Genomic DNA, 18,339 nt, shown 5'->3' on the forward strand with positions numbered 1-18,339 from the left:
CGTCGTCGATCCTATAATGAAACGTAATCGTTTCATTATTCGCGACGGCATCACCGCCGCGGATGCACGACCCGGGCCGAACCCCTGCCCGCTCAAGGAGGACTCGATGGCCACCCGCACATCCGCCCCGGCGGTGAAGAAGTCCGGAGGGGCGCCACGCGTCTCGCGGAAGCTCACGACCCGGCCCGCCGTCGACACGGAGCGGCTGCTCGACTACTACCGGCGCATGGTGCTCATCCGCCGCTTCGAGGAGCGCACCGCCCGCTCGTACACGCAGGCCGAGATCGGCGGGTACTGCCACCTCAACCTCGGCGAGGAGGCGACGGTCGTCGGGCTCATGTCGGCGATGACGCCCCACGACTACCTCTTCACGAACTACCGCGAACACGGCTACGCCCTCGAACGCGGCATCGCGCCCGGCCGCATCATGGCCGAGCTCTACGGCCGAAGCGACGGCGTCTCGAAGGGGTGGGGCGGCTCGATGCACCTCTTCGACATGGAGGCGCGACTTCTCGGCGGGTACGGCATCGTCGGCGGGCAGCTCCCGCTCGCGACGGGCGCGGCCCTCGCGATCGACTACCGCGGCGGCCAAGAAGCAGTCGTCTGCATCATGGGCGACGGCACGACGAACATCGGCGCCTTCCACGAATCGCTCAACATCGCCGCGATCTGGGGGCTGCCCGTCGTCTTCGTCGTCGTCAACAACGGCCTCGGCATGGGCACGACCGTCGAACGGTCGTCGGGCGAACCCGAGATCTACCGACGCGCCGCGTCGTACCGGATGCCGTCGGCACGCGTCGACGGCACCGACCCCGTCGCCGTCGAGGCCGCTGCTCGCACCGCTCTCGAGAGCGCTCGCGCGGGAGTGCCCTACCTCCTCGAGACCGTGAGCGAACGGCTCAAGGGCCACTCGGTCGTCGACCCCGCGAAGTACCGCGGCGCCGAGGTCACCGCATCCCTCGCCGAGTCCGACCCCCTCGCGGCGCTCCTCCGCCGCCTGCACGAGGCCGACGCTCTGACCGACGACGACGCCGCAGCGATCGACGCCGAGGCGCTCCGCATCGTCGCCGACGCCGTCGCGTTCGCCGAGGCGAGCCCGCACCCCGGTGTCGAGACGCTCTTCGACTACACCTACGCGACGCCCGTTCCGAACGACTCCCGCCGCTTGCCGGGCGAGCCGCTCTTCGAACCCGCCCCCTTCCCCGGAACTGGAGCCCGAGCATGACCATCAAGACCTACCGCCAGGCGCTTCACGACACGCTCCGTTCCGAGATGCTGCGCGACGAGAACGTGCTGCTCCTCGGCGAGGAGATCGGCGTCTTCGAGGGCTCCTACAAGATCACGGCGGGGCTTCTCGAGGAGTTCGGCGAGAAGCGCGTGCGCGACACCCCGATCGCCGAGGAAGGGTTCACGGGCGCCGCGATCGGCGCCGCGATGCTCGGCCTCCGCCCCGTCGTCGAGATCATGACGATCAACTTCTCGCTCCTCGCGCTCGACCAGATCGTCAACCACGCGGCGAAGATCTACGGCATGTTCGGCGGCCAGGCGCGCGTTCCCCTCGTCATCCGCACCCCCGGCGGAGGCGGCCAGCAGCTCGGTGCGACGCACTCGCAGAACATCGAGCTCTACTACGCGTTCGTGCCCGGCATGAAGGTCGTCGCCCCCTCGAGCCCGGCCGACGCGAAGGCCCTCCTGCTGGCCGCGATCCGCGACGACGACCCCGTGCTCTTCCTCGAGAACCTCGCGCTCTACAACACGAAGGGAGAGGTGCCCGACGACGACGTGCCCGCCGAGATCGGTCGCGCCGCCGTCACCCGCACGGGCTCCGACATCACGGTCGTCGCCTACTCGCGCATGGCCGCCGTCGCCCTCCAGGTCGCCGAACAGCTCGCCGAGTCGGACGGGATCGACGTCGAGGTCGTCGACCTCAGAAGCCTGCGCCCCCTCGACCGCGAGACGATCATCGCCTCCGTGCTGAAGACGCACTCGGCCGTCGTGCTCGAAGACGACTGGCTCACGTACGGCATCGGCGCCGAGATCGCGGCGACGATCTCGGACGGCGCCTTCGACCACCTCGACGCCCCCGTGCGGCGCGTCGCGATGGCCGAAGTGCCCATGCCGTACTCGAAGCCGCTCGAGACCGCGGCCCTCCCCTCCGCCGCCGATGCGGCCGAGGCCATCCGTCAGACCCTCGCGGCCGTCGGCCGTCGCGCGTAGAAAGCCGCCATCATGATCGACATCCTCATGCCCCGCCTCTCCGACACGATGGAGGAGGGCGCGATCGCCACGTGGCACAAGAAGCCCGGCGACACCGTGAGCATCGGCGAGATCCTCGTCGAGATCGAGACCGACAAGGCCACGATGGACTACGAGGCGTACGACGCCGGCGTGCTCCGCGACATCCTCGTGCCCGAGGGTCAGCTCGCGACGATCGGCACCGTCATCGCGCGCCTCGACGACGGGTCGCCCGACGCGCCCGCCGCGCCTTCCGCCCCGGCGAAGGATGACGCGAGCGAGGTCACTCCCGAGCCCGCCCCCGTTCCCGCCCCCGAGCTCACGCCCGCGCTCGCGAACCGCAGTGCGAGCGAGCGCCACTACGCCTCGCCCCTCGTGCGCCGCCTCGCCCGCGAGAACGGCATCGACCTGTCGGCGATCACCGGATCGGGCCCCGGCGGTCGCATCGTGCGCGCCGACATCGAGCACATCATCGATGCGGCTCCCGTCGTGACGCCCGCACCGGCATCCGTTGCCGCACCGCCGGTCGAGCCCGCCGCCGACACCGATGGACGCCGCTCGACGGCCGTGCCGTTCGACGGCGCGCGGCGCGTGATCTCACGACGTCTCAGCGAATCGAAGAGCACCGTGCCGCACTTCACCGTCACGGCCGCGGCCGATGCCGACGCGCTCCTCGAACTGCGGAAGACCCTCAACGCGAGCCTTGAGAGCGCGGGGCGGGCGAAGGTGAGCGTCAACGACCTCATCGTGCGCGCCGTCGCGATCGCGCTGCGCGCCCACCCCGGCGTGAACGCGTCGTACTCGCCCGACGCGAACGGTCAGACGCTGCTGCACGGCCGCGTGAACATCGGCATCGCCGTCTCCTCACCGGCCGGTCTCGTCGTGCCCGTCGTGCAGGACGCCGACGAGAAGACCGCCTCGCAGGTCGCCATCGAGTCGAAGCGACTCGTCGGCCTCGCGCAGGAGAAGAAGCTCGGCCCGGGCGACATGTCGAACGGAACCTTCACCGTGAGCAACCTCGGCATGTTCGGCGTGGAGCAGTTCACGGCGATCATCAACCCGCCCGAGGCGGCGATCCTCGCCGTCGGTGCCGCCCGGGCCGAGCCGACGGTCGTCGCGGGCGAGATCGTCGTGCGGCATCGGCTGCGCTACACGATCTCGGCCGACCACCGCATCATCGACGGAGCCCTCGCGGCGCAGTTCCTCGCCACGCTGACGTCGCTCATCGAGAACCCGCTCACGATCATCGCGTGAGCGGTCGGGGCGGGCGCGGTCGTCGCGCTCGCCCTGTTCTCAGCCTCCGAACGGTGTCGCGCAGGTCTCTTGAGCGGCGTTCGTGCCCGGCACCTCGAGCGTCGGGGGTGCGGCCACGACGGGCGGCTCCTCCGTCACCGGTGCCTCGGGGTCGACCGGTTCGGTGGGCTCTTCGGGTTCGGCGGGCGGCGCCGGCTCCTCGGTGGGGGTCACGACGACTCCCGATCCCACGGGGCCGGCGAGCGTGAACGGCTGGTCCGAGAGCACGAGCGCGAGCAGTTCCTCGGTCTTCGCCTCATCGGGGATGACCTTGCCCGGGTTGTCGGGGTCGCCGACGACGGGCAGCTGCACGAAGACGACCTTCTCGAGGTCGATGTCCTTGAGCGTCAGCGCCATCGACGCCATCGTCGTGAGGTTCGCGAGCGTCGTCGAGAGCGTCATGTGGTCGGCCGCGACGCGGGCGATGCGGTAGAGCGTGAGCGGGTCGGAGAAGGTGGCGTCCGACTTCACCGTGCGGAGCAACGACGACAGGTACGACTGCTGCACCGAGATGCGCGCGAGGTCGCTGCCGTCGCCGACGCCGTGGCGGGTGCGCAGGAACGCGAGAGCCGTCTCGCCCTCGACGATGCTCGTACCCGCGGGAAGGTCGAGGTCGGCGAGCGGGTCGTTGATGGGTTCGACGAGGCACACGGGCACGCCGCCGACCGCGTCGGTGAGCGCGATGACGCCGTTGAACGAGACCGTTCCGGCGTAGCCGATCTCGGCGCCGGTGAGGCTCTCGACGGTGTCGACGACGCAGCTGAGGCCGCCGCGCGAGTAGGCGACGTTGAGCGGCTGGGCCGACATCGCGCTGAACGACTCGCCCGTCGCGGGGTCGGTGCACTCGGGGTGCGGGATGACGAGGTCGCGCGGAAGACTCACGGCGACGGCCGTCGAGTGGTCGGCCGCGACGTGGAGCCAGATGTTGACGTCGTTGAGGGTCGCGTCGCGGGCGCCGAACGCATCGCCCTGATCGGCGTCGTTGTCGGTTCCCACGATGAGCATGTCGAAGCCGCCCTCGAGGGCGCCGATGCTCGCGGGCGCGGGAGGGACGACACCGTCGCTCGTGATGTCGACGGCGTTCGACTGCACCGAGTTCCACGTGTCGAGGACGGCGTACCCGACGATGCCGACCGCGGCGACGAGCACCACCGAGAGCGAGATCGCGACGACCTTGAGAGCGTCGAGTGCACCGTTCTGTCGCGGCAACCGCCCGTGCCTCGTGGCTTCGTCGATTCCTCGTGAGCGCAGCCCCGGCACCGGCATCCCTTCCGCATCACGGCACGATGCCGTCGCCCGTCCAGCCCATCACACTTGGCTGAGATTTCGCGAGCCCGCGTTCGGGCCGCAACTCAGCGTTCGAGAATCGTTACCGAACGCGACGAGAGGCGCTCGACGAGGTCGGAGCGCACCGTCACTCCCGTGCCCGCACCCGCCGGAACGGCGAGCTGGCCGCGGTGCTCGCCCTCTCCGAGTTCGAACGGTGCGGTGAGGTCTTCGGCGAAGTAGCGGCGGGAGCCCGACGTGTCGCCCGGGAGCGTGAACCCGGGAAGGGCCGCGAGAGCGACGTTCGCCGCCCGGCCGATACCCGACTCGAGCATGCCGCCGCACCACACGGGCACATCGCGCTCGCGACACGCGTCGTGCACGGCGAGTGCCTCGAGGTATCCGCCCATGCGCCCTGCTTTGATGTTCACGACCGACGTCGCTCCGCGGTCGATCGCGTCGAGCGCCGTCGTCACGTCGAGGATCGACTCGTCGAGGCACACGGGCGTCGTACTCGCTGCGGCGAGCGCGACGTGCGACGCGATGTCCTCCTCGGCGAACGGCTGCTCGACGAGGAGCAGGCCGAACGCGTCGAGCTCGGCGAGGAGGGGGACGTCGGCGCGCGAGTACGCCGTATTCGCATCGACCTGCAGCAGCCCGCGCGGCCCGAGGAGCTCCCGCACCGCGGCGACGGGCAGCAGGTCCCACCCGGGCTTGATCTTGAGCTTGATGCGCCGGTACCCCTCGGCGACGTACCCCGCGACCTCGTCGAGCAGGTCGTCGATCGACGGTGCGATGCCGACCGAGACGCCGCAGTCGACCCACGAGCGCTCGGCGCCGAAGAAGGTGCCCATCGACGTGCCGCTCGCCCGCAGCTCGGCGTCGAGCACCGCAGCCTCGAGCGCGGCCTTCGCCATGCGGTGGCCGGCGATGCCGGCGAGCGCGGGGGCGACGGATGACGCCAGCGGGGCGATCTCACGATTGCGCGCCGCGCGGGCCGTCGTCGGCCGAGTCGCGGGTTGCCGTGCCGCGAACAGCGCGGGCGCAAGATAGCGCTCGATGACCGCAGCCGCGCCCTCGACGTACTCCGAGCTGTAGAACGGATCGCGACCGGCGACGCACTCGCCCCAGCCGTCGCCCGCGTCGGTGCGCACGTGCACGAGCAGCACGTCGCGCTCGGTCTCACGGCCGAACGACGTCTCGAAGGGTCGCACGAGGGGAAGCGCGACCCGGTGCAGCTCGATCGCCTCGAGACGCATCACGGCTCGCGATCGACGTCGTCGCGTGTGAACACGTACCGGCCCGACGCGTCGAACTCGGGGCGGAGTCCCGCGGCGCTCGTGCGTTCGAATACCGTGCGTGATGCGTCGCGGAGGCGCGTGGCCTCGCTCGCGTCATCCGCCCGCAGGGTCTCGAAGTCGGGGGCGAGCTCGAACGCTTCATCCGCCGCCCACTCGGGCAGCGCGTGCCGCGCGAGGGAGCGGGCCGTGCGCGGCGAGGCGAGCCGCCAGCGCACCTCGAAGCGATCGGTGCGGTCGCCGCCCGAGATCGCGTCGTCGAGCCGCCCGTAGAAGTCGGGCAGGAACCCGACGACGTCGGCGCCGAGCTTCACGAGGTTGAAGTGCGCGTTGCGGCGGATGAGCGGATCGAACGTCCAGCGCATCTCGGTGACGCCCTGCTCGAGGCAGAGCGCGCGCTGCAGGAGTTTGAGCGCGTAGCCGACTCCCCCGCTGCGCCGCCACGGCACGACCGCGTTCATGTGCGAGTGCAGGTGCACGCCCTCGTCCCAGCCGAGGAAGCCGAGGGTCGCGCCCACCGGGCCCGACTCGTCGAGCGCGATGAGCACCGTGTTGCCCGCGTAGTCCATCGCCTGCAGCATCGAACGGTCGGGGCTCCGGCCCGGACCCCACGTACGTTCGAAGAGCGCGACGACCGCGGGGAAGTCGGCCTCCGCGGCAGGGCGGATACGGATGCCCGCCGCCGACGCCGCCTCGTCGGCGAGACGGAACGCGTCGTCGACGGCTCGCTCGTCGCTCACGACGCCAGTCGGTCTTCGAGTCCCCACGCCTGCCCGTAGCCGCCCTCGGCCTCGGGGGCGCGCATGAGTTCGAGGAACGGTTCGGCGTCGAACGCCTCGGGCCCGAGCACGCCGCGGCCCGACCACGTGCCGCGGGCGAGCAGTTCGAGCGCGATGACGGGGTTCAGCGCCGTCTGCCACACGACGCACTGGCTCTCGTACTCGCGCATCGTCCACTCGTTATCGCTCACGTGGTAGAGGTACACCTCGCGCGGCTGCCCGTCGGTGCCCGTGCCGGTCACCCAGAGTCCGGCGCACGTCTTGCCCGTCATCCGCGGGCCGATCGTCGCCGGGTCGGGAAGGCCCGCCGCGACGACATCGCGCGGGGCGACCTCGACGGGGCCGTTCGCGCTGCGCACCCGCACGGGCGTCGTCGAGTCGAGGCCGAGCAGGTGCAGCACGCGGAGAACGTTGATGAACTCCTCGCCGAGGCCGTACTTGAAGGTCACGCGCTTCGCATCGACCCAGCGCGGCATGAGCAGCACCTCTTCGTGCTCGACATTGACGCACTCGACGGGGCCGATGCCCTCGGGGAAGTGGAACACCTCGGGCTCGGAGAACGGCGGCGTCGTGAACCAACCCGCGTCCTTCTCCCAGATCACGGGAGGGTTCAGGCACTCCTCGATCGTCGTCCAGATCGAGAACGACGGCGCGAAGATCTCGTTGCCCGCGTCATCCGTCACGACGAGGTTCGCACCGTCGCGCGTGCCGAGCTCGTCGATCTCGCTGAAGAGGTGGTCGGCGGCGTAGCGCGCGAAGACGTCGGAAAGCCCAGGCTCGACGCCCATGCCCACGAGCGCGAGGCGCCCCGCGGTCTCCCAGTCGCCGGCCTGCGCGAACTGGTCGTCGCCGAGCTTCACGCCCGTCTCGCTGTACGGGTCGGTCGCGTGCGGCTCCGACAGGCTCATCGCCATGTCGAGGTAGTCGGCCCCCGCGGCGAGCGCTCCCGCGAAGATCGACGGCACGAACTTCGGCTCGACGGCGTTCATGACGTGCGTCGCGCGGTGCTCACGGGCGACACGCGCGACGACCTCGGGATCGCTCGCATCGATCTGCGCCGTGTCGAACCTGGCCGCGACGTCGGGCCCGTGCTTCTCGGTGATCCAGTCGACGGTGCGATGCGCTCGCGCCTCGTCGTAGTCGCTCACGATGATCTGTTCGTAGAAGTCGCGGCGGGCGGCGATCTTCGCGATCGCGTCACCGACTCCGCCCGCACCGACGAGGAGGATTCTCATGACCTGACGCTACCGCGCGCCGCCGCCCAACTCCAGGGTTGCCCCGCACCCGTCATCCGTCTGCTCCTCCGGGTTCCTGCCCCTCCCTCGTCCCCCTCCTCCCGCATGCTCCGATCACGGATGCTGCGGATTCTCGTCGGGCCCGGCATGTCGGGCCCGACACGCCGACCGGGGCTTCGATCTGCAGCATCCGTGATCGGCCGCAGCAGTCGTCAGCCGGCCGGCGGGAGATGACGGATGTCTCGGAGAAGCCGGGCGTCCGCCACGGCACGGAGGATCGCGCTCTCCACGATCGGCCAGTCGGCGAGCACGTGCCGCGCGGTGACGCGGATGACGGGAAGACCGAACGCGAGCGAGCGGAGCGTACGGTCGTGGTCAGCGGCGAACGCATCGGCGCTCGCGTGATGTGCGAAGCCGTCGACCTCGTACGCGAGACACCCCTCGATGATTCCGTCGAACCGACCGCCGACGGGATGACGGAACTGCGGCCGCACCGAGAGGCCGAGCGCGGCGACACGGCGGAGGAAGATCGACTCGACACCCGACTCGGGGATGCCGATGAACGGATCGGTGGCGACGAGTCGCGCGACCGACGGCACCCGTCGAGCGACGGCGATGGCCTCGTCCCTCGCCATCACGCCCTCACGAATGATCGAGTCGAGAACAGCGAGAGCGTGTTCCGACGTCTGGCAGCGGAGCGCTTGGGCGAGTGCGATCGGTGCGGGCACGGCCCACGTCGGGTGCCCGAGCGGAATGCCACCCTCATGGCGATGCACCGTCGGCATCTCACCCGTCGAGAGCCGCACGCTCCGGTTGCGTCGAACATCCGCGCTGGCCCGCGGACCCCACACCGGCACCCGCACGCCGCCCGGCGCCGACGTCATCAGACGAGGATGCGCGGCCCTACTCACCGAGACATGGAGATCGCGGCCGATGCCCGACCACACCCCGTCACGGGCGAGTGCCGAGACGCAGCCGAGTGCGCCGCCTGCGAGGACAGCCTTCCACTGATCGACGTCAGCGCGCGGACTCGCGTACCAGCCCACACGGATGCGGATGAGCTCTCCGCGCTCGATCGCCGCGAGGATGGCGCGCCTACGCACACCTGCGTGCTGGAGCTGCCGCACATGCACCACTTCACCGGCTCGGCTGACGATCGAGGTGAGGTGCGACATCCGTCGACTCTTGCCGACGACCCGCCGAGCATCCCTGACCGGCGGCCGCTCTGTGGCATCCGGTGGTCTCCTGCTCTGCTCGGGAGGAGGAGACGCGCGGTCACGGATGCTGCAGAACGGTGCCCCGTCCGGCGTGTCGAGCTCGACACACCGGGAGGCCCGGCAATCCGCAGCATCCGTGTACAGGGGCGGGCGGAGTGGGGGTCGAGTCGGGGACGGGAAGAAGGGTGGGAAGAAGGGGTGGGTAACGGGCGGGGCTAGAGGCCGAGGCGGGCGAGGTAGGGGTTGACGAGGGTGCGCTGCGGGTCGAGGCGGTCGCGGAGCGCGGCGAAGTCGGCCCAGCGCGGGTAGAGGGCCGCGGGGTCGATGTTCGGGGAGAAGAGCTTGCCCCAGTGCGGGCGCGCGGTCGCGGGCAGCGCGGCCTCGAGCACCGGCAGCAGCGCTTCGACGGCGGGCTGGTCCTGCTTCCAGGTGAAGTGGAGGCCGACGGCATCCGTCTCGAACGCCGAACTCAGCCACAGCGCATCGCGACGGAGCGTGCGCACCTCGCTCACGAACAGCAGCGGCGCGATGCGATCGGCGAGTCCGCGCACGGCCTCGATCGCGGCGACGGCGTCGGCGCGGGGCACGAGGTACTCCGACTGCAGTTCCTCACCCGCCGACGGCAGGAAGCCGAGCTTGAAGTGCGGCAGGCGGTCGTACCAGGCTCCGGGCACGCCGCCCTGCGTCGTGCAGTTCTCGGCCGAGACTCCGGGCAGCGGATGACGCGGGCTCGTCGCCGCGCGGAACGGCACGTCGCTCGCGGGCTGGTCGACGCGCGCCTTGACCCACAGCTGGTCGATGACGTCGGTGTCCTGCCACGTCGTGAAGAGGCTCGTGCTGTATCCGAGCGACGTGACGGCGTCGAGGTCGGAGAGCACGTCGTTCCACGGCAACGATTCGTACACGGTCTGAGCGACCTCGAAGCGGGGTTCGATGTCGAGTTCGATCGTCGTGACGATGCCGAGGGCGCCGAGCGAGACGACCGCTCCGTCGAAGTCGGCGTCGCCGCGTTCGAGGCGGGTGAGCTCTCCCGCGGGCGTGACGAACTCGAGGGCGGCGACGGCGGAGGCGAGCGAGCCCACGGCGTCACCCGATCCGTGCGTTCCCGTCGCGACGGCTCCGGCGACCGAGATGTGCGGGAGCGAGGCGAGGTTCGCGAGGGCGAAGCCCGCCTCGTCGAGGGTCGGCGCGATGTCGCCGTAGCGGAGGCCTGCGGCGACGCGCACGACACGGCGCTCGGCGTCGGGCTCGATGACGGCGGGGAGGGACGCGACCGAGACGAGGGTGCCGTCGGTGTCGGCGATGTCGTTGAAGCAGTGCCGCGTGCCGAGCGCTCGCACGGGCCCGGTCGACTCGGCGAGCAGGTTCGCGAGCTCGTCGACGGTTCCGGGCGACTCGAACGTCGCGGCGCGGTACTCGAGGTTCTGGGCCCAGTTCGTCTGCGTCATCCTGTTATCTTCTCGCGTCGGGCCGGAGGGCGCGCGCTCGAAGCGTGTCGCGCCGCACCACGACTCCGTCCCCTCGACGTCGAACGCGGCGCGATAGCATCCGCTGGGAGGGCATTCGACGGATGCCTCTGCGCGAGCACCACGAGGAGAGAACCCATGGCCGCCACCTTGCACGATGTTGCGAAGCTGGCGGGCGTCTCGATCAAGACCGTCTCGAACGTCGTCAACGCGTATCCGCACGTTCGCCCGGCGACCCGCGAACGCGTGCAGGCCGCGATCGACGAGCTCGGATACCAGCCGAACATCTCGGCGCGCAGCCTGCGATCCGGTCGCAGCGGCGTCATCGGCCTCGTGCTCCCTGAGCTGAGCCTGAGTTACTTCGCCGAACTCGCCGACGCGGTCATCGCCGAGGCCGAGAAGCACGGACTCGTCGTGCTCATCGAGAAGACCGGGGCGAGCCGCGATCACGAGATCGCGGTGCTCTCGAGTCCGCGCATGCGTCTGACCGACGGCCTCATCTTCAGCCCGCTCGGCATGGGGCAGGAGGATGTCGCACACCTCGCCGTCGACTACCCGCTCGTGCTGCTCGGCGAGCGCATCTTCGGCGGCCCCGTCGATCATGTGACGATGCGGAACGTCGAGGCGGCCCGAGCCGCGACCGAGTCGCTGATCGCGGCGGGACGCCGACGCATCGCCGTGATCGGCGCGCACGAGGGCGAGGTCGTCGGGTCGGCGGCGCTGCGTCTCGCCGGCTACGAGGAGGCGCTCGCCGCAGCCGGGATCGCTCTCGATCCCGATCTCGTGACGTTCACGACGCTCTGGCACCGTGCGAACGGCGCGGCATCGATGCGTGAACTCGTGCAGTCGGGCACACCCTTCGACGCGGTGTTCGGCCTGAACGACGCCCTCGCCCTGGGGGCGCTGCGCGTTCTGCAGGAAGAGGGTCTCCGCGTTCCCGAGGACGTCGCCGTCATCGGTTTCGACGACATCGAGGAATCGGCGTTCACCGTGCCGAGCCTGTCGAGCATCGATCCGGGCCGCACGCAGATCGCCGCCGAAGCGGTCGAGATCCTCGTTCGACGCATCGGCGAGGGCGGCGGCAGACCGTCGGAGCCCCGCGAGGTGCTCGTCGACTTCGCGGTCGTCGAGCGCGAGTCGACGCGGGGCCCGGAGAGTCGCGCGCCCCGCGTGGAGGGCGCGCGACCCGGGTCTCAGGACTCGGCGGCTACGGGCGTCTGAGCCGCCGTCGCGTGGGCGCGGAAGCGGTCGGCGACGGGCGTCTTGATGCGCTGCAACGTGCCGTCGGCGTCCTCTTCGAGCGACCACAGCCCCATGCGGAGCCGGTGGTCCAACGCCGGCCCCGTCGCCGGGCGGTACGACCACTCGACCATGTCGGTGATGCACCACCATGTGTAGCCGATGACCGGCACACCCGACGCACGGAGGTCGGTGATCGCGGCGACCGACTCGTCCATCCACGAGATGCGCTCGTCGACGGTGCCCGTGTAGCTCGTCTCCGTCAGGAAGACGGGCTTGCCGTAGCGCTCGGCGAACGAGGTCACGACATCGGCGAGGCCCTCGGTGCCGGCGTCGAGCCGCGGTCGCAGGTCGTTCGGCCCGCCGCTCGGATCGGTTCCGGCGACGAACAGCTCGGTGGAGTGCTGCGGGTAGTAGTTGACGCCGACGACGTCGGGATCGGCGATGTTGTCTCGGGACCACTCGAGGTCGCGCTCCGAGAATCCGTTCCGGGTGAGGAAGGGCACGAGGGGATGCGCCTGGTCGACCCGGCCCATCACGAGATCCTGCACGAGGTAGGCGCGGTGACGGAGGTGTTCGACGGTCTCGGGGTGCGCGGCGACATCGCCCGCAAAGCGGAACGACGCCTCGACGTGGACGAAGTCGGCCCGCGGGTCGACGGAGGCGATGGCCGACTGAGTCTCGACGATTCCGCGTGAGATCGCACGCAGGATGTCGACGAAGCCCCGGTCACCCGTGAGGTAGGGCGGCCACTGACCGAATTCGCCGCAGTACATGATGTTGAGCAGCGGCTCGTTGAGCGGCGTGTAGCTGTGGATTCGTCCCGCGTAGCGCTCGGCGACGGCCGCGGAGTACTCGGCCACTCGCTGCGCGTAGTCAGGGTTCAGGAACTCGCCCTCGAGCCAGAGGGGTGTTCCGTAGTGCACGAGGTCGGCGACGAGCGAGAGGTCGAGCTCCTCGAAGCGGTCGATCACGCGGTCGAGCCAGCTCCAGTCCCACGTGCCCGGCTCGGGATTGATCCGGTACCAGGGGATTCCCCACCGCACCATGTCGGCCCCGGCCTCGGCGCAGTAGCCCAGATCGTCGCTCCAGAAACGGTAGTGCTGCATGAGCTCGTACTCGTCGAGCGCACGCTCCCCCGGTCTCGTCTGGGGAATGAACGTGTCCTCCACACCGACCGCGAAGCGGAGCTTCCCGTCATCGAACCACTTCACCACGTGTGCCTCTTTCCTCGGTCGGCCCTCGGCCGACGATATCTCTGTCGTTCGCTGCGCTGTGGCCCGCCTCTCGGAGCGAGGCGGGCCACAGCGTCGTGGTTCAGTCCGCGAGGGTCGCGGTCATCTCCTCCTGAGCCGTCCCGAGCAGCTCGGCCGGGTCACCGCCGGCGAGCGACTTCTGCACCGCGGTGTCGAGCTCGGTGAGGATGTCGGTCGAGGGGATGACTCCGGGAAGCAGTGCGACTCCGTACTGCGACTGCTCGGTGAGGGCGGCGACGACGGGGTTCTCGGCGACCTGGTCGGGCGTGACGTCGGTCGTGAGGGGCGGCCAGCCCGAACCGAGCGACCACGTCACCATGTTCTCCGGCTGGTAGAACCACGTGAAGAACGTCTCGGCCGCGGCGAGCTCTTCGTCACTCGCCTGCGAGGTGACGCTCATGTCGACGGCGAGTGCCGACGCCTTCACTCCGTCGGGGCCCGCGGGGATCGTCGCGATGCCCCAGTCGATCCCGGCGGCCTCCGACGCGGTCGCGAGCCAGGGACCGCCGAGCGTCATCGCCGCCTTGCCCGAGTTGAAGAGACCGTCGGCGTCTGCTCCGGTGAGACCGGTCGGCGAGATCTTGTCGTTCTGCACGGCGTCGGCCCAGTACTGGAGGGTCGCGATGTTCTCGGGCGAGTCGACGACGACCTCGCCGTCGGCAGTGACGACGTCTCCGCCGCCGCTCTTGAGGAGCGAGGGCCAGACTCCGTTGCCGACGGTCGCGTTGTCCTGCAGCGCGAGGCCGTACTGCTCGGGCGTGCCGTCGCCGTTCGAATCGACGGTGAGCGTCTTCGCCGTCGCGACCCACTCGTCCCACGTCGTCGGTACGGTCGCGCCGGCCGCGTCGAAGAGCGCCGTGTTGTAGAACATCGTGAGCGGGGTGAAGCTCAGCGGCACACCGAACTTCTCGCCCGACACCGTGCCGGTCGCGACGGCTTCCGCGTTCAGCGTGTCGGAGCCGCTCTCCGGCTCGGCGTACCAGTCGTCGAGCGGCAGCAGCGCACCCTTCGAGGCGTAGACGGGAATCTGTTCGGGCGGCATCGCGAGGAGCTGCGGGCCCGTCCCCGAAGTGAGTGCGGGAAGGACGGTGTCGATGAGCGTCGCCCAGGGCTTCACGACCGGGGTGATCTCGATCTCGTCCTGCGATTCGTTGAACTCGTCGACGAGCGCGTTGAGCACGTCGCCGTCGGCTTCGGTGTAGCCGTGCCAGAACGTCAGTTCCACCGTGCCGTCGGATTCGGGCGTTCCGGTCGAACAGCCGGTCAGCGCGAGGAGCATGGCGCTCGCGAGTGCGGCACCGGCGATCGATTTCTTCATCTGTGTGATTCCCTCCATTGGGCGACTGCGTTGTCGGAGCGAAGGACGGGACACCCTCGTCATCGCACTGTACAACGTTGTAAGTAAACGTTGCAGGCATATGCTCGCCGATGCCGATCGAGATGTCAAGTATGTCGTCGGAGCCTGGGCGCAGCCCCGGAATACCGGTCGAACACCGACCTGCTTGACGGAGTCGCGTGACGCGTTTATGGTTCGTTACAACGTTGTACTTCTGATGTGCCCGCAGAGAGATCGATGATGACCACGACGACAGACAGACGAACCGTCCGATATCGCCCACCCGCACAGCTCGGGGGCCGCGGCCCCCTCGGCGGCTCGGCCCGCCGACGGCTCACGATCATCGCCTTCCTCGTGCCCGCGCTCACGATTCTCGCGCTCTTCGTCTTCTGGCCGATGGCCTCGGCGCTGCGACTGTCGTTCACCGACGCGAGCGGCTTCGGACGCGAGGAGTTCATCGGTTTCGCCAACTACGTCGAGGTCTTCACCGATCCGAACATCGTGCGCGCCATGGGCAACACGGTGCTCTACACGGTCCTCTTCACCCCGCTCTCCGTCATCCTCGCGCTCGCCCTGGCCCTCGCCCTCAACAGCCCCCGCCTTCCTCTGCGGGGCGTGTTCCGCACGTGGCTCTTCCTGCCGTTCATCGTCTCGCTCGCGGTCGCCGCTTTCGCGTGGCAATACCTGCTCGATCCGCAGGTCGGCCTCCTCAACTTCTGGCTGCGCGGCCTCGGGATCCAGCTCGGAAACGTGCTGCAGGACCCGGTGCTCGCAATGCCGACCGTCGTGTTCGTCGCTGTCTGGAAGAGCTTCGCGTTCTACATGATCGTGTTCCTCGCCGGCCTGCAGGACATTCCGAGCAGCCTGTACGAGGCCGCCAAGATGGACGGCGCGGGCCCGCTCTCGCGGTTCACCAACGTGACCCTGCCGCTCCTCGGCAACACGACCGGCTTCGTGCTCATCATCGCCACGATCGCGGCACTCCAGGCCTTCGACCAGATCTACGTGCTGACCGGCGGCGGGCCCTACCGCAGCACGCAGACCGTCGTCATGCAGATCTATCAGTCCGGCTTCAAAGACCTCGACCTCGGCTTCGCCTCGGCGCTCTCCTACGTGCTGCTCGTCGCGACGCTCGTGCTCAGCCTGGTGCAGTTCTTCCTCACCGGCCGTAAAGCGAAGGATGCCCACTGATGACCACGCTCGACACCGCTCCTGTCCGCCGCCGCACGGCGAGCGCCTTCTCCGCGAAGATCGGCCCGAGCCTCTTCTTCCTCGCGATGCTCGTCGTCACCCTCATCGTGCTGCTCCCCGTGTTCATCATCGCCTTCACGGCGTTCAAGCCGATCGCCGAGGTGAACGCGTTCCCTCCGTCGCTCGTGCCGACCGAGTGGACCTTCGACAACTTCACCCGGATCTTCACGGACCTCCCGTTCGCCCGCCTCATCCTCAACAGCTTCGTGTTCGCCGGAGGGGTGACGGTGCTCGCGCTCGCCTTCGACTCGCTCGCGGCCTACGTGCTCGCGCGCATCGACTTCCGGGGCAGCCGACTGCTCCTCATCGTCATCGTCGCGAGCCTCATGATCCCGTTCCAGGCGACGCTCATCCCGATCTACCAGCTCGTCGCCGACCTCGGCTGGGTCAACACGTTCTGGGGGCTCATCATCCCCCGCGCGGCCGACGCCTTCGGCATCTTCTTCCTCCGGCAGTTCTTCCTCTCGCTCCCTCGCGACCTCGACAATGCCGCCCGCATCGACGGCGCATCGGAGTTCCGCATCTTCCGCAGCGTCGTGCTGCCGAACGCCGTGCCCGCACTGCTCACCCTCGGCATCTACATCTTCGTCAACAACTGGAACGATCTGCTCTGGCCGCTCGTGTTCACGACCGACCAGGAGATGGGGACGATCACGTCGGGCCTGACACTCCTCACGGGGCCGAGCGGGATCGTGCCCTACGGCGTCATGATGGCCGGCTCGCTCATCGCCGTCATCCCGCTCGCCGTCATGTTCCTGTTCGTGCAGCGCCGCTTCATCGAGAGCGTCGCGAGCACGGGGCTCAAGTAGGCCCGAGCCATCCCTCCCGCCGGTCCGCCTCGCGACCGCTCCCCCGCCGACCCCACGACAGCTCACCGCTGACCAGTAAAGGAATCGCACATGCCCACCGCACGACTCGTCATCGACACCCGCCGACCGCTCGGCTCGGTCAACCGCCGCCTCTTCGGCTCCTTCGTCGAGCACCTGGGGCGGAGCGTCTACGACGGACTCTACGAACCCGGTCACCCGAACGCCGACGACCGCGGGTTCCGAACCGATGTCATCGACCTCGTGCGGGAGCTCGGAGTCAGCGCCATCCGTTATCCCGGAGGCAACTTCGTCTCGGGCTTCCGCTGGGAAGACAGCGTGGGGCCCGTCGACGAGCGGCCGACGCGCCTCGACCTCGCCTGGCACTCGACCGAGTCGAACCGCATCGGTCTGCACGAGTTCGCCGAGTGGCTCGAGTCGGTCGACAGCGAACTCATGCTCGCCGTCAACCTCGGCACGCGCGGAACGCTCGAGGCCCTCGAGCTCCTCGAGTACTCGAACCTCGCCGAGGGCACGAGCCTCGCCGATCGCCGCGCGGAGAACGGAAGACGCGCACCGTTCGACGTGCGGATGTGGTGCCTCGGCAACGAGATGGACGGGCCGTGGCAGCTCGGACACCGCTCCGCGGAGGACTACGGCAAGCTCGCCTCGCAGACCGCGAAGGCGATGCGAGCCTTCGACCCCGACCTCGAACTCGTCGTGTGCGGGTCGTCGAGCGCCCACATGCCGACCTTCGGGGAGTGGGAACGCGTCGTGCTCAGCCACACCTACGACGACGTCGACTACATCTCCTGCCACGCCTACTACGAGGAGAAGAACGGCGACCTCGGCTCGTTCCTCGCCTCGGCCGTCGACATGGACCATTTCATCGAATCGGTCGTGGCGACGATCGACCACGTCAAGGCCGTGCGCGGCAGCGACCACGTCGTCAACATCTCCTTCGACGAGTGGAACGTCTGGTACAACGAGCGTTTCGAGACGGTCGACAAGATCACCGGCGCGCAGAACTGGCCCGTCGCTCCGCGCCTGCTCGAGGACTCGTACACCGTCGCCGATGCGGTCGTCGTCGGCAATCTGCTCATCTCGCTGCTGAAGCACGCCGACCGGGTCACGAGCGCGTCACTCGCTCAGCTCGTGAACGTCATCGCGCCGATCATGACGGAGCCCGGCGGGATCGCGTGGAAGCAGACCACCTTCTTCCCCTTCGCCGTCACCTCCGCCCTCGCCACGGGATCGACCGTCGCGACGACGATCGAGAGCGAGAGTTACGAGACGACCGCCTACGGATCGGTTCCCGTGATCGACGCCGTCACGACCGTCGACGAGGGAGCCGGCACCGCGAGCATCTTCGTCGTGAACCGGTCGCAGACCGAGACGACGAGCCTCGAGTTCGACATCGTCGGCCTCGGCGGGCTCGGTACGGCGACGGATGTCTCGGCGCAGACTCTCTTCGACGAGGATGTCGCTGCGGTGAACTCGCTCACCGACCCCGAGCGCGTCGGCCTGCGCGAGAACACGACGCTCACGATCGACGGCGGCACCGGTCGCATCGAACTGCCGCCCGTGTCGTGGACGGCCATCAGCATCCGCCTCTCGTCGGACGCCTGACTCGACGCGAGTGCCGGCGCCCTCCGGCGTCGG

Annotated in this window: 15 protein-coding genes; 7 read left to right on the forward strand and 8 right to left on the reverse strand. The window is 69.3% G+C overall.

Annotated features, from left to right (window positions below; all coding sequences use genetic code 11):
• Window positions 1–106 precede the first annotated feature (106 nt).
• From pdhA to BJ972_RS07590, 3 genes are read left to right on the forward strand one after another with little or no spacing between them, the layout of a single operon-like run.
• Window positions 107–1,225, forward strand: coding sequence for a pyruvate dehydrogenase (acetyl-transferring) E1 component subunit alpha (gene pdhA / locus BJ972_RS07580; RefSeq protein WP_129176918.1), 1,119 nt, complete (start codon window positions 107–109; stop codon window positions 1,223–1,225).
• On the forward strand, window positions 1,222–2,217 hold the full coding sequence (locus BJ972_RS07585; RefSeq protein ID WP_129176916.1) for an alpha-ketoacid dehydrogenase subunit beta: 996 nt from the start codon (window positions 1,222–1,224) through the stop codon (window positions 2,215–2,217). Before pdhA ends, BJ972_RS07585 begins: the two co-directional genes overlap by 4 nt.
• 12 nt (window positions 2,218–2,229) lie before the next feature.
• Entirely contained in the window at window positions 2,230–3,489 is a 1,260-nt protein-coding gene (locus BJ972_RS07590) for a dihydrolipoamide acetyltransferase family protein (RefSeq protein WP_129176914.1), read from the forward strand.
• 39 nt (window positions 3,490–3,528) lie between these two features.
• On the opposite strand, the gene BJ972_RS07595 is transcribed toward BJ972_RS07590, so the two are convergent.
• The 6 genes from BJ972_RS07595 to BJ972_RS07620 all read right to left on the reverse strand — a co-directional run bounded on the left by BJ972_RS07595 (window position 3,529) and on the right by BJ972_RS07620 (window position 10,771).
• Window positions 3,529–4,737, reverse strand: coding sequence for an LCP family protein (locus tag BJ972_RS07595; RefSeq protein WP_129176912.1), 1,209 nt, complete (start codon window positions 4,735–4,737; stop codon window positions 3,529–3,531).
• A 143-nt stretch (window positions 4,738–4,880) separates the two neighbouring features.
• A complete protein-coding gene (gene menC, locus BJ972_RS07600; protein WP_129176910.1) occupies window positions 4,881–6,053 on the reverse strand; it encodes an o-succinylbenzoate synthase in 1,173 nt (390 codons plus the stop codon).
• Window positions 6,053–6,832: a GNAT family N-acetyltransferase gene (locus tag BJ972_RS07605; RefSeq protein WP_129176908.1), complete on the reverse strand. Its 780-nt coding sequence runs from the start codon at window positions 6,830–6,832 to the stop codon at window positions 6,053–6,055. The genes menC and BJ972_RS07605 overlap by 1 nt, the downstream gene beginning before the upstream one ends.
• The gene (locus tag BJ972_RS07610) at window positions 6,829–8,106 is read right to left on the reverse strand and encodes a saccharopine dehydrogenase family protein (protein WP_129176906.1); all 1,278 of its coding nucleotides are present in this window, start codon (window positions 8,104–8,106) and stop codon (window positions 6,829–6,831) included. The genes BJ972_RS07605 and BJ972_RS07610 overlap by 4 nt, the downstream gene beginning before the upstream one ends.
• Before the next feature lie 212 nt (window positions 8,107–8,318).
• A complete protein-coding gene (locus BJ972_RS07615; protein WP_129176904.1) occupies window positions 8,319–9,281 on the reverse strand; it encodes an endonuclease domain-containing protein in 963 nt (320 codons plus the stop codon).
• Between the two features lie 257 nt (window positions 9,282–9,538).
• The gene (locus BJ972_RS07620; protein ID WP_129176902.1) at window positions 9,539–10,771 is read right to left on the reverse strand and encodes an FAD-binding protein; all 1,233 of its coding nucleotides are present in this window, start codon (window positions 10,769–10,771) and stop codon (window positions 9,539–9,541) included.
• A 156-nt stretch (window positions 10,772–10,927) separates the two neighbouring features.
• Between BJ972_RS07620 and BJ972_RS07625 the strand changes: the two genes are divergently transcribed.
• The gene (locus BJ972_RS07625) at window positions 10,928–12,010 is read left to right on the forward strand and encodes a LacI family DNA-binding transcriptional regulator (RefSeq protein ID WP_129176901.1); all 1,083 of its coding nucleotides are present in this window, start codon (window positions 10,928–10,930) and stop codon (window positions 12,008–12,010) included.
• On the opposite strand, the gene BJ972_RS07630 is transcribed toward BJ972_RS07625, so the two are convergent.
• Complete coding sequence (locus tag BJ972_RS07630; protein ID WP_129176899.1) at window positions 11,983–13,245, reverse strand: family 1 glycosylhydrolase; 1,263 nt, start codon at window positions 13,243–13,245, stop codon at window positions 11,983–11,985. The genes BJ972_RS07625 and BJ972_RS07630 overlap by 28 nt on opposite strands.
• Before the next feature lie 100 nt (window positions 13,246–13,345).
• On the reverse strand, window positions 13,346–14,602 hold the full coding sequence (locus tag BJ972_RS07635) for an ABC transporter substrate-binding protein (protein WP_129176897.1): 1,257 nt from the start codon (window positions 14,600–14,602) through the stop codon (window positions 13,346–13,348).
• Between the two features lie 258 nt (window positions 14,603–14,860).
• Here BJ972_RS07635 and BJ972_RS07640 point away from each other — a divergent pair, with 258 nt between their 5' ends.
• The 3 genes from BJ972_RS07640 (at window position 14,861) to arfA (ending at window position 18,306) form a co-directional block, all read left to right on the forward strand.
• Window positions 14,861–15,811: a carbohydrate ABC transporter permease gene (locus tag BJ972_RS07640; RefSeq protein ID WP_241830897.1), complete on the forward strand. Its 951-nt coding sequence runs from the start codon at window positions 14,861–14,863 to the stop codon at window positions 15,809–15,811.
• On the forward strand, window positions 15,811–16,680 hold the full coding sequence (locus tag BJ972_RS07645; RefSeq protein ID WP_129176893.1) for a carbohydrate ABC transporter permease: 870 nt from the start codon (window positions 15,811–15,813) through the stop codon (window positions 16,678–16,680). The genes BJ972_RS07640 and BJ972_RS07645 overlap by 1 nt, the downstream gene beginning before the upstream one ends.
• A gap of 90 nt (window positions 16,681–16,770) precedes the next feature.
• Complete coding sequence (gene arfA, locus BJ972_RS07650) at window positions 16,771–18,306, forward strand: arabinosylfuranosidase ArfA (protein WP_129176891.1); 1,536 nt, start codon at window positions 16,771–16,773, stop codon at window positions 18,304–18,306.
• The last annotated feature ends 33 nt before the right edge of the window (window positions 18,307–18,339 follow it).

The sequence above is a fragment of the Agromyces atrinae genome (assembly GCF_013407835.1).
In the GTDB taxonomy this organism is placed as follows: domain Bacteria; phylum Actinomycetota; class Actinomycetes; order Actinomycetales; family Microbacteriaceae; genus Agromyces; species Agromyces atrinae.

Bases quoted from the DNA above. Each gene is read 5' to 3' on its own strand.
- menC (WP_129176910.1), bottom strand. From the start codon at position 6,053: ATGCGTCTCGAGGCGATCGAGCTGCACCGGGTCGCGCTTCCCCTCGTG.
- BJ972_RS07635 (WP_129176897.1), bottom strand. From the start codon at position 14,602: ATGAAGAAATCGATCGCCGGTGCCGCACTCGCGAGCGCCATGCTCCTC.
- BJ972_RS07590 (WP_129176914.1), top strand. From the start codon at position 2,230: ATGATCGACATCCTCATGCCCCGCCTCTCCGACACGATGGAGGAGGGC.
- BJ972_RS07615 (WP_129176904.1), bottom strand. From the start codon at position 9,281: ATGTCGCACCTCACCTCGATCGTCAGCCGAGCCGGTGAAGTGGTGCAT.
- BJ972_RS07620 (WP_129176902.1), bottom strand. From the start codon at position 10,771: ATGACGCAGACGAACTGGGCCCAGAACCTCGAGTACCGCGCCGCGACG.
- arfA (WP_129176891.1), top strand. From the start codon at position 16,771: ATGCCCACCGCACGACTCGTCATCGACACCCGCCGACCGCTCGGCTCG.
- BJ972_RS07640 (WP_241830897.1), top strand. From the start codon at position 14,861: ATGACCACGACGACAGACAGACGAACCGTCCGATATCGCCCACCCGCA.
- BJ972_RS07625 (WP_129176901.1), top strand. From the start codon at position 10,928: ATGGCCGCCACCTTGCACGATGTTGCGAAGCTGGCGGGCGTCTCGATC.
- BJ972_RS07645 (WP_129176893.1), top strand. From the start codon at position 15,811: ATGACCACGCTCGACACCGCTCCTGTCCGCCGCCGCACGGCGAGCGCC.
- pdhA (WP_129176918.1), top strand. From the start codon at position 107: ATGGCCACCCGCACATCCGCCCCGGCGGTGAAGAAGTCCGGAGGGGCG.
- BJ972_RS07585 (WP_129176916.1), top strand. From the start codon at position 1,222: ATGACCATCAAGACCTACCGCCAGGCGCTTCACGACACGCTCCGTTCC.
- BJ972_RS07610 (WP_129176906.1), bottom strand. From the start codon at position 8,106: ATGAGAATCCTCCTCGTCGGTGCGGGCGGAGTCGGTGACGCGATCGCG.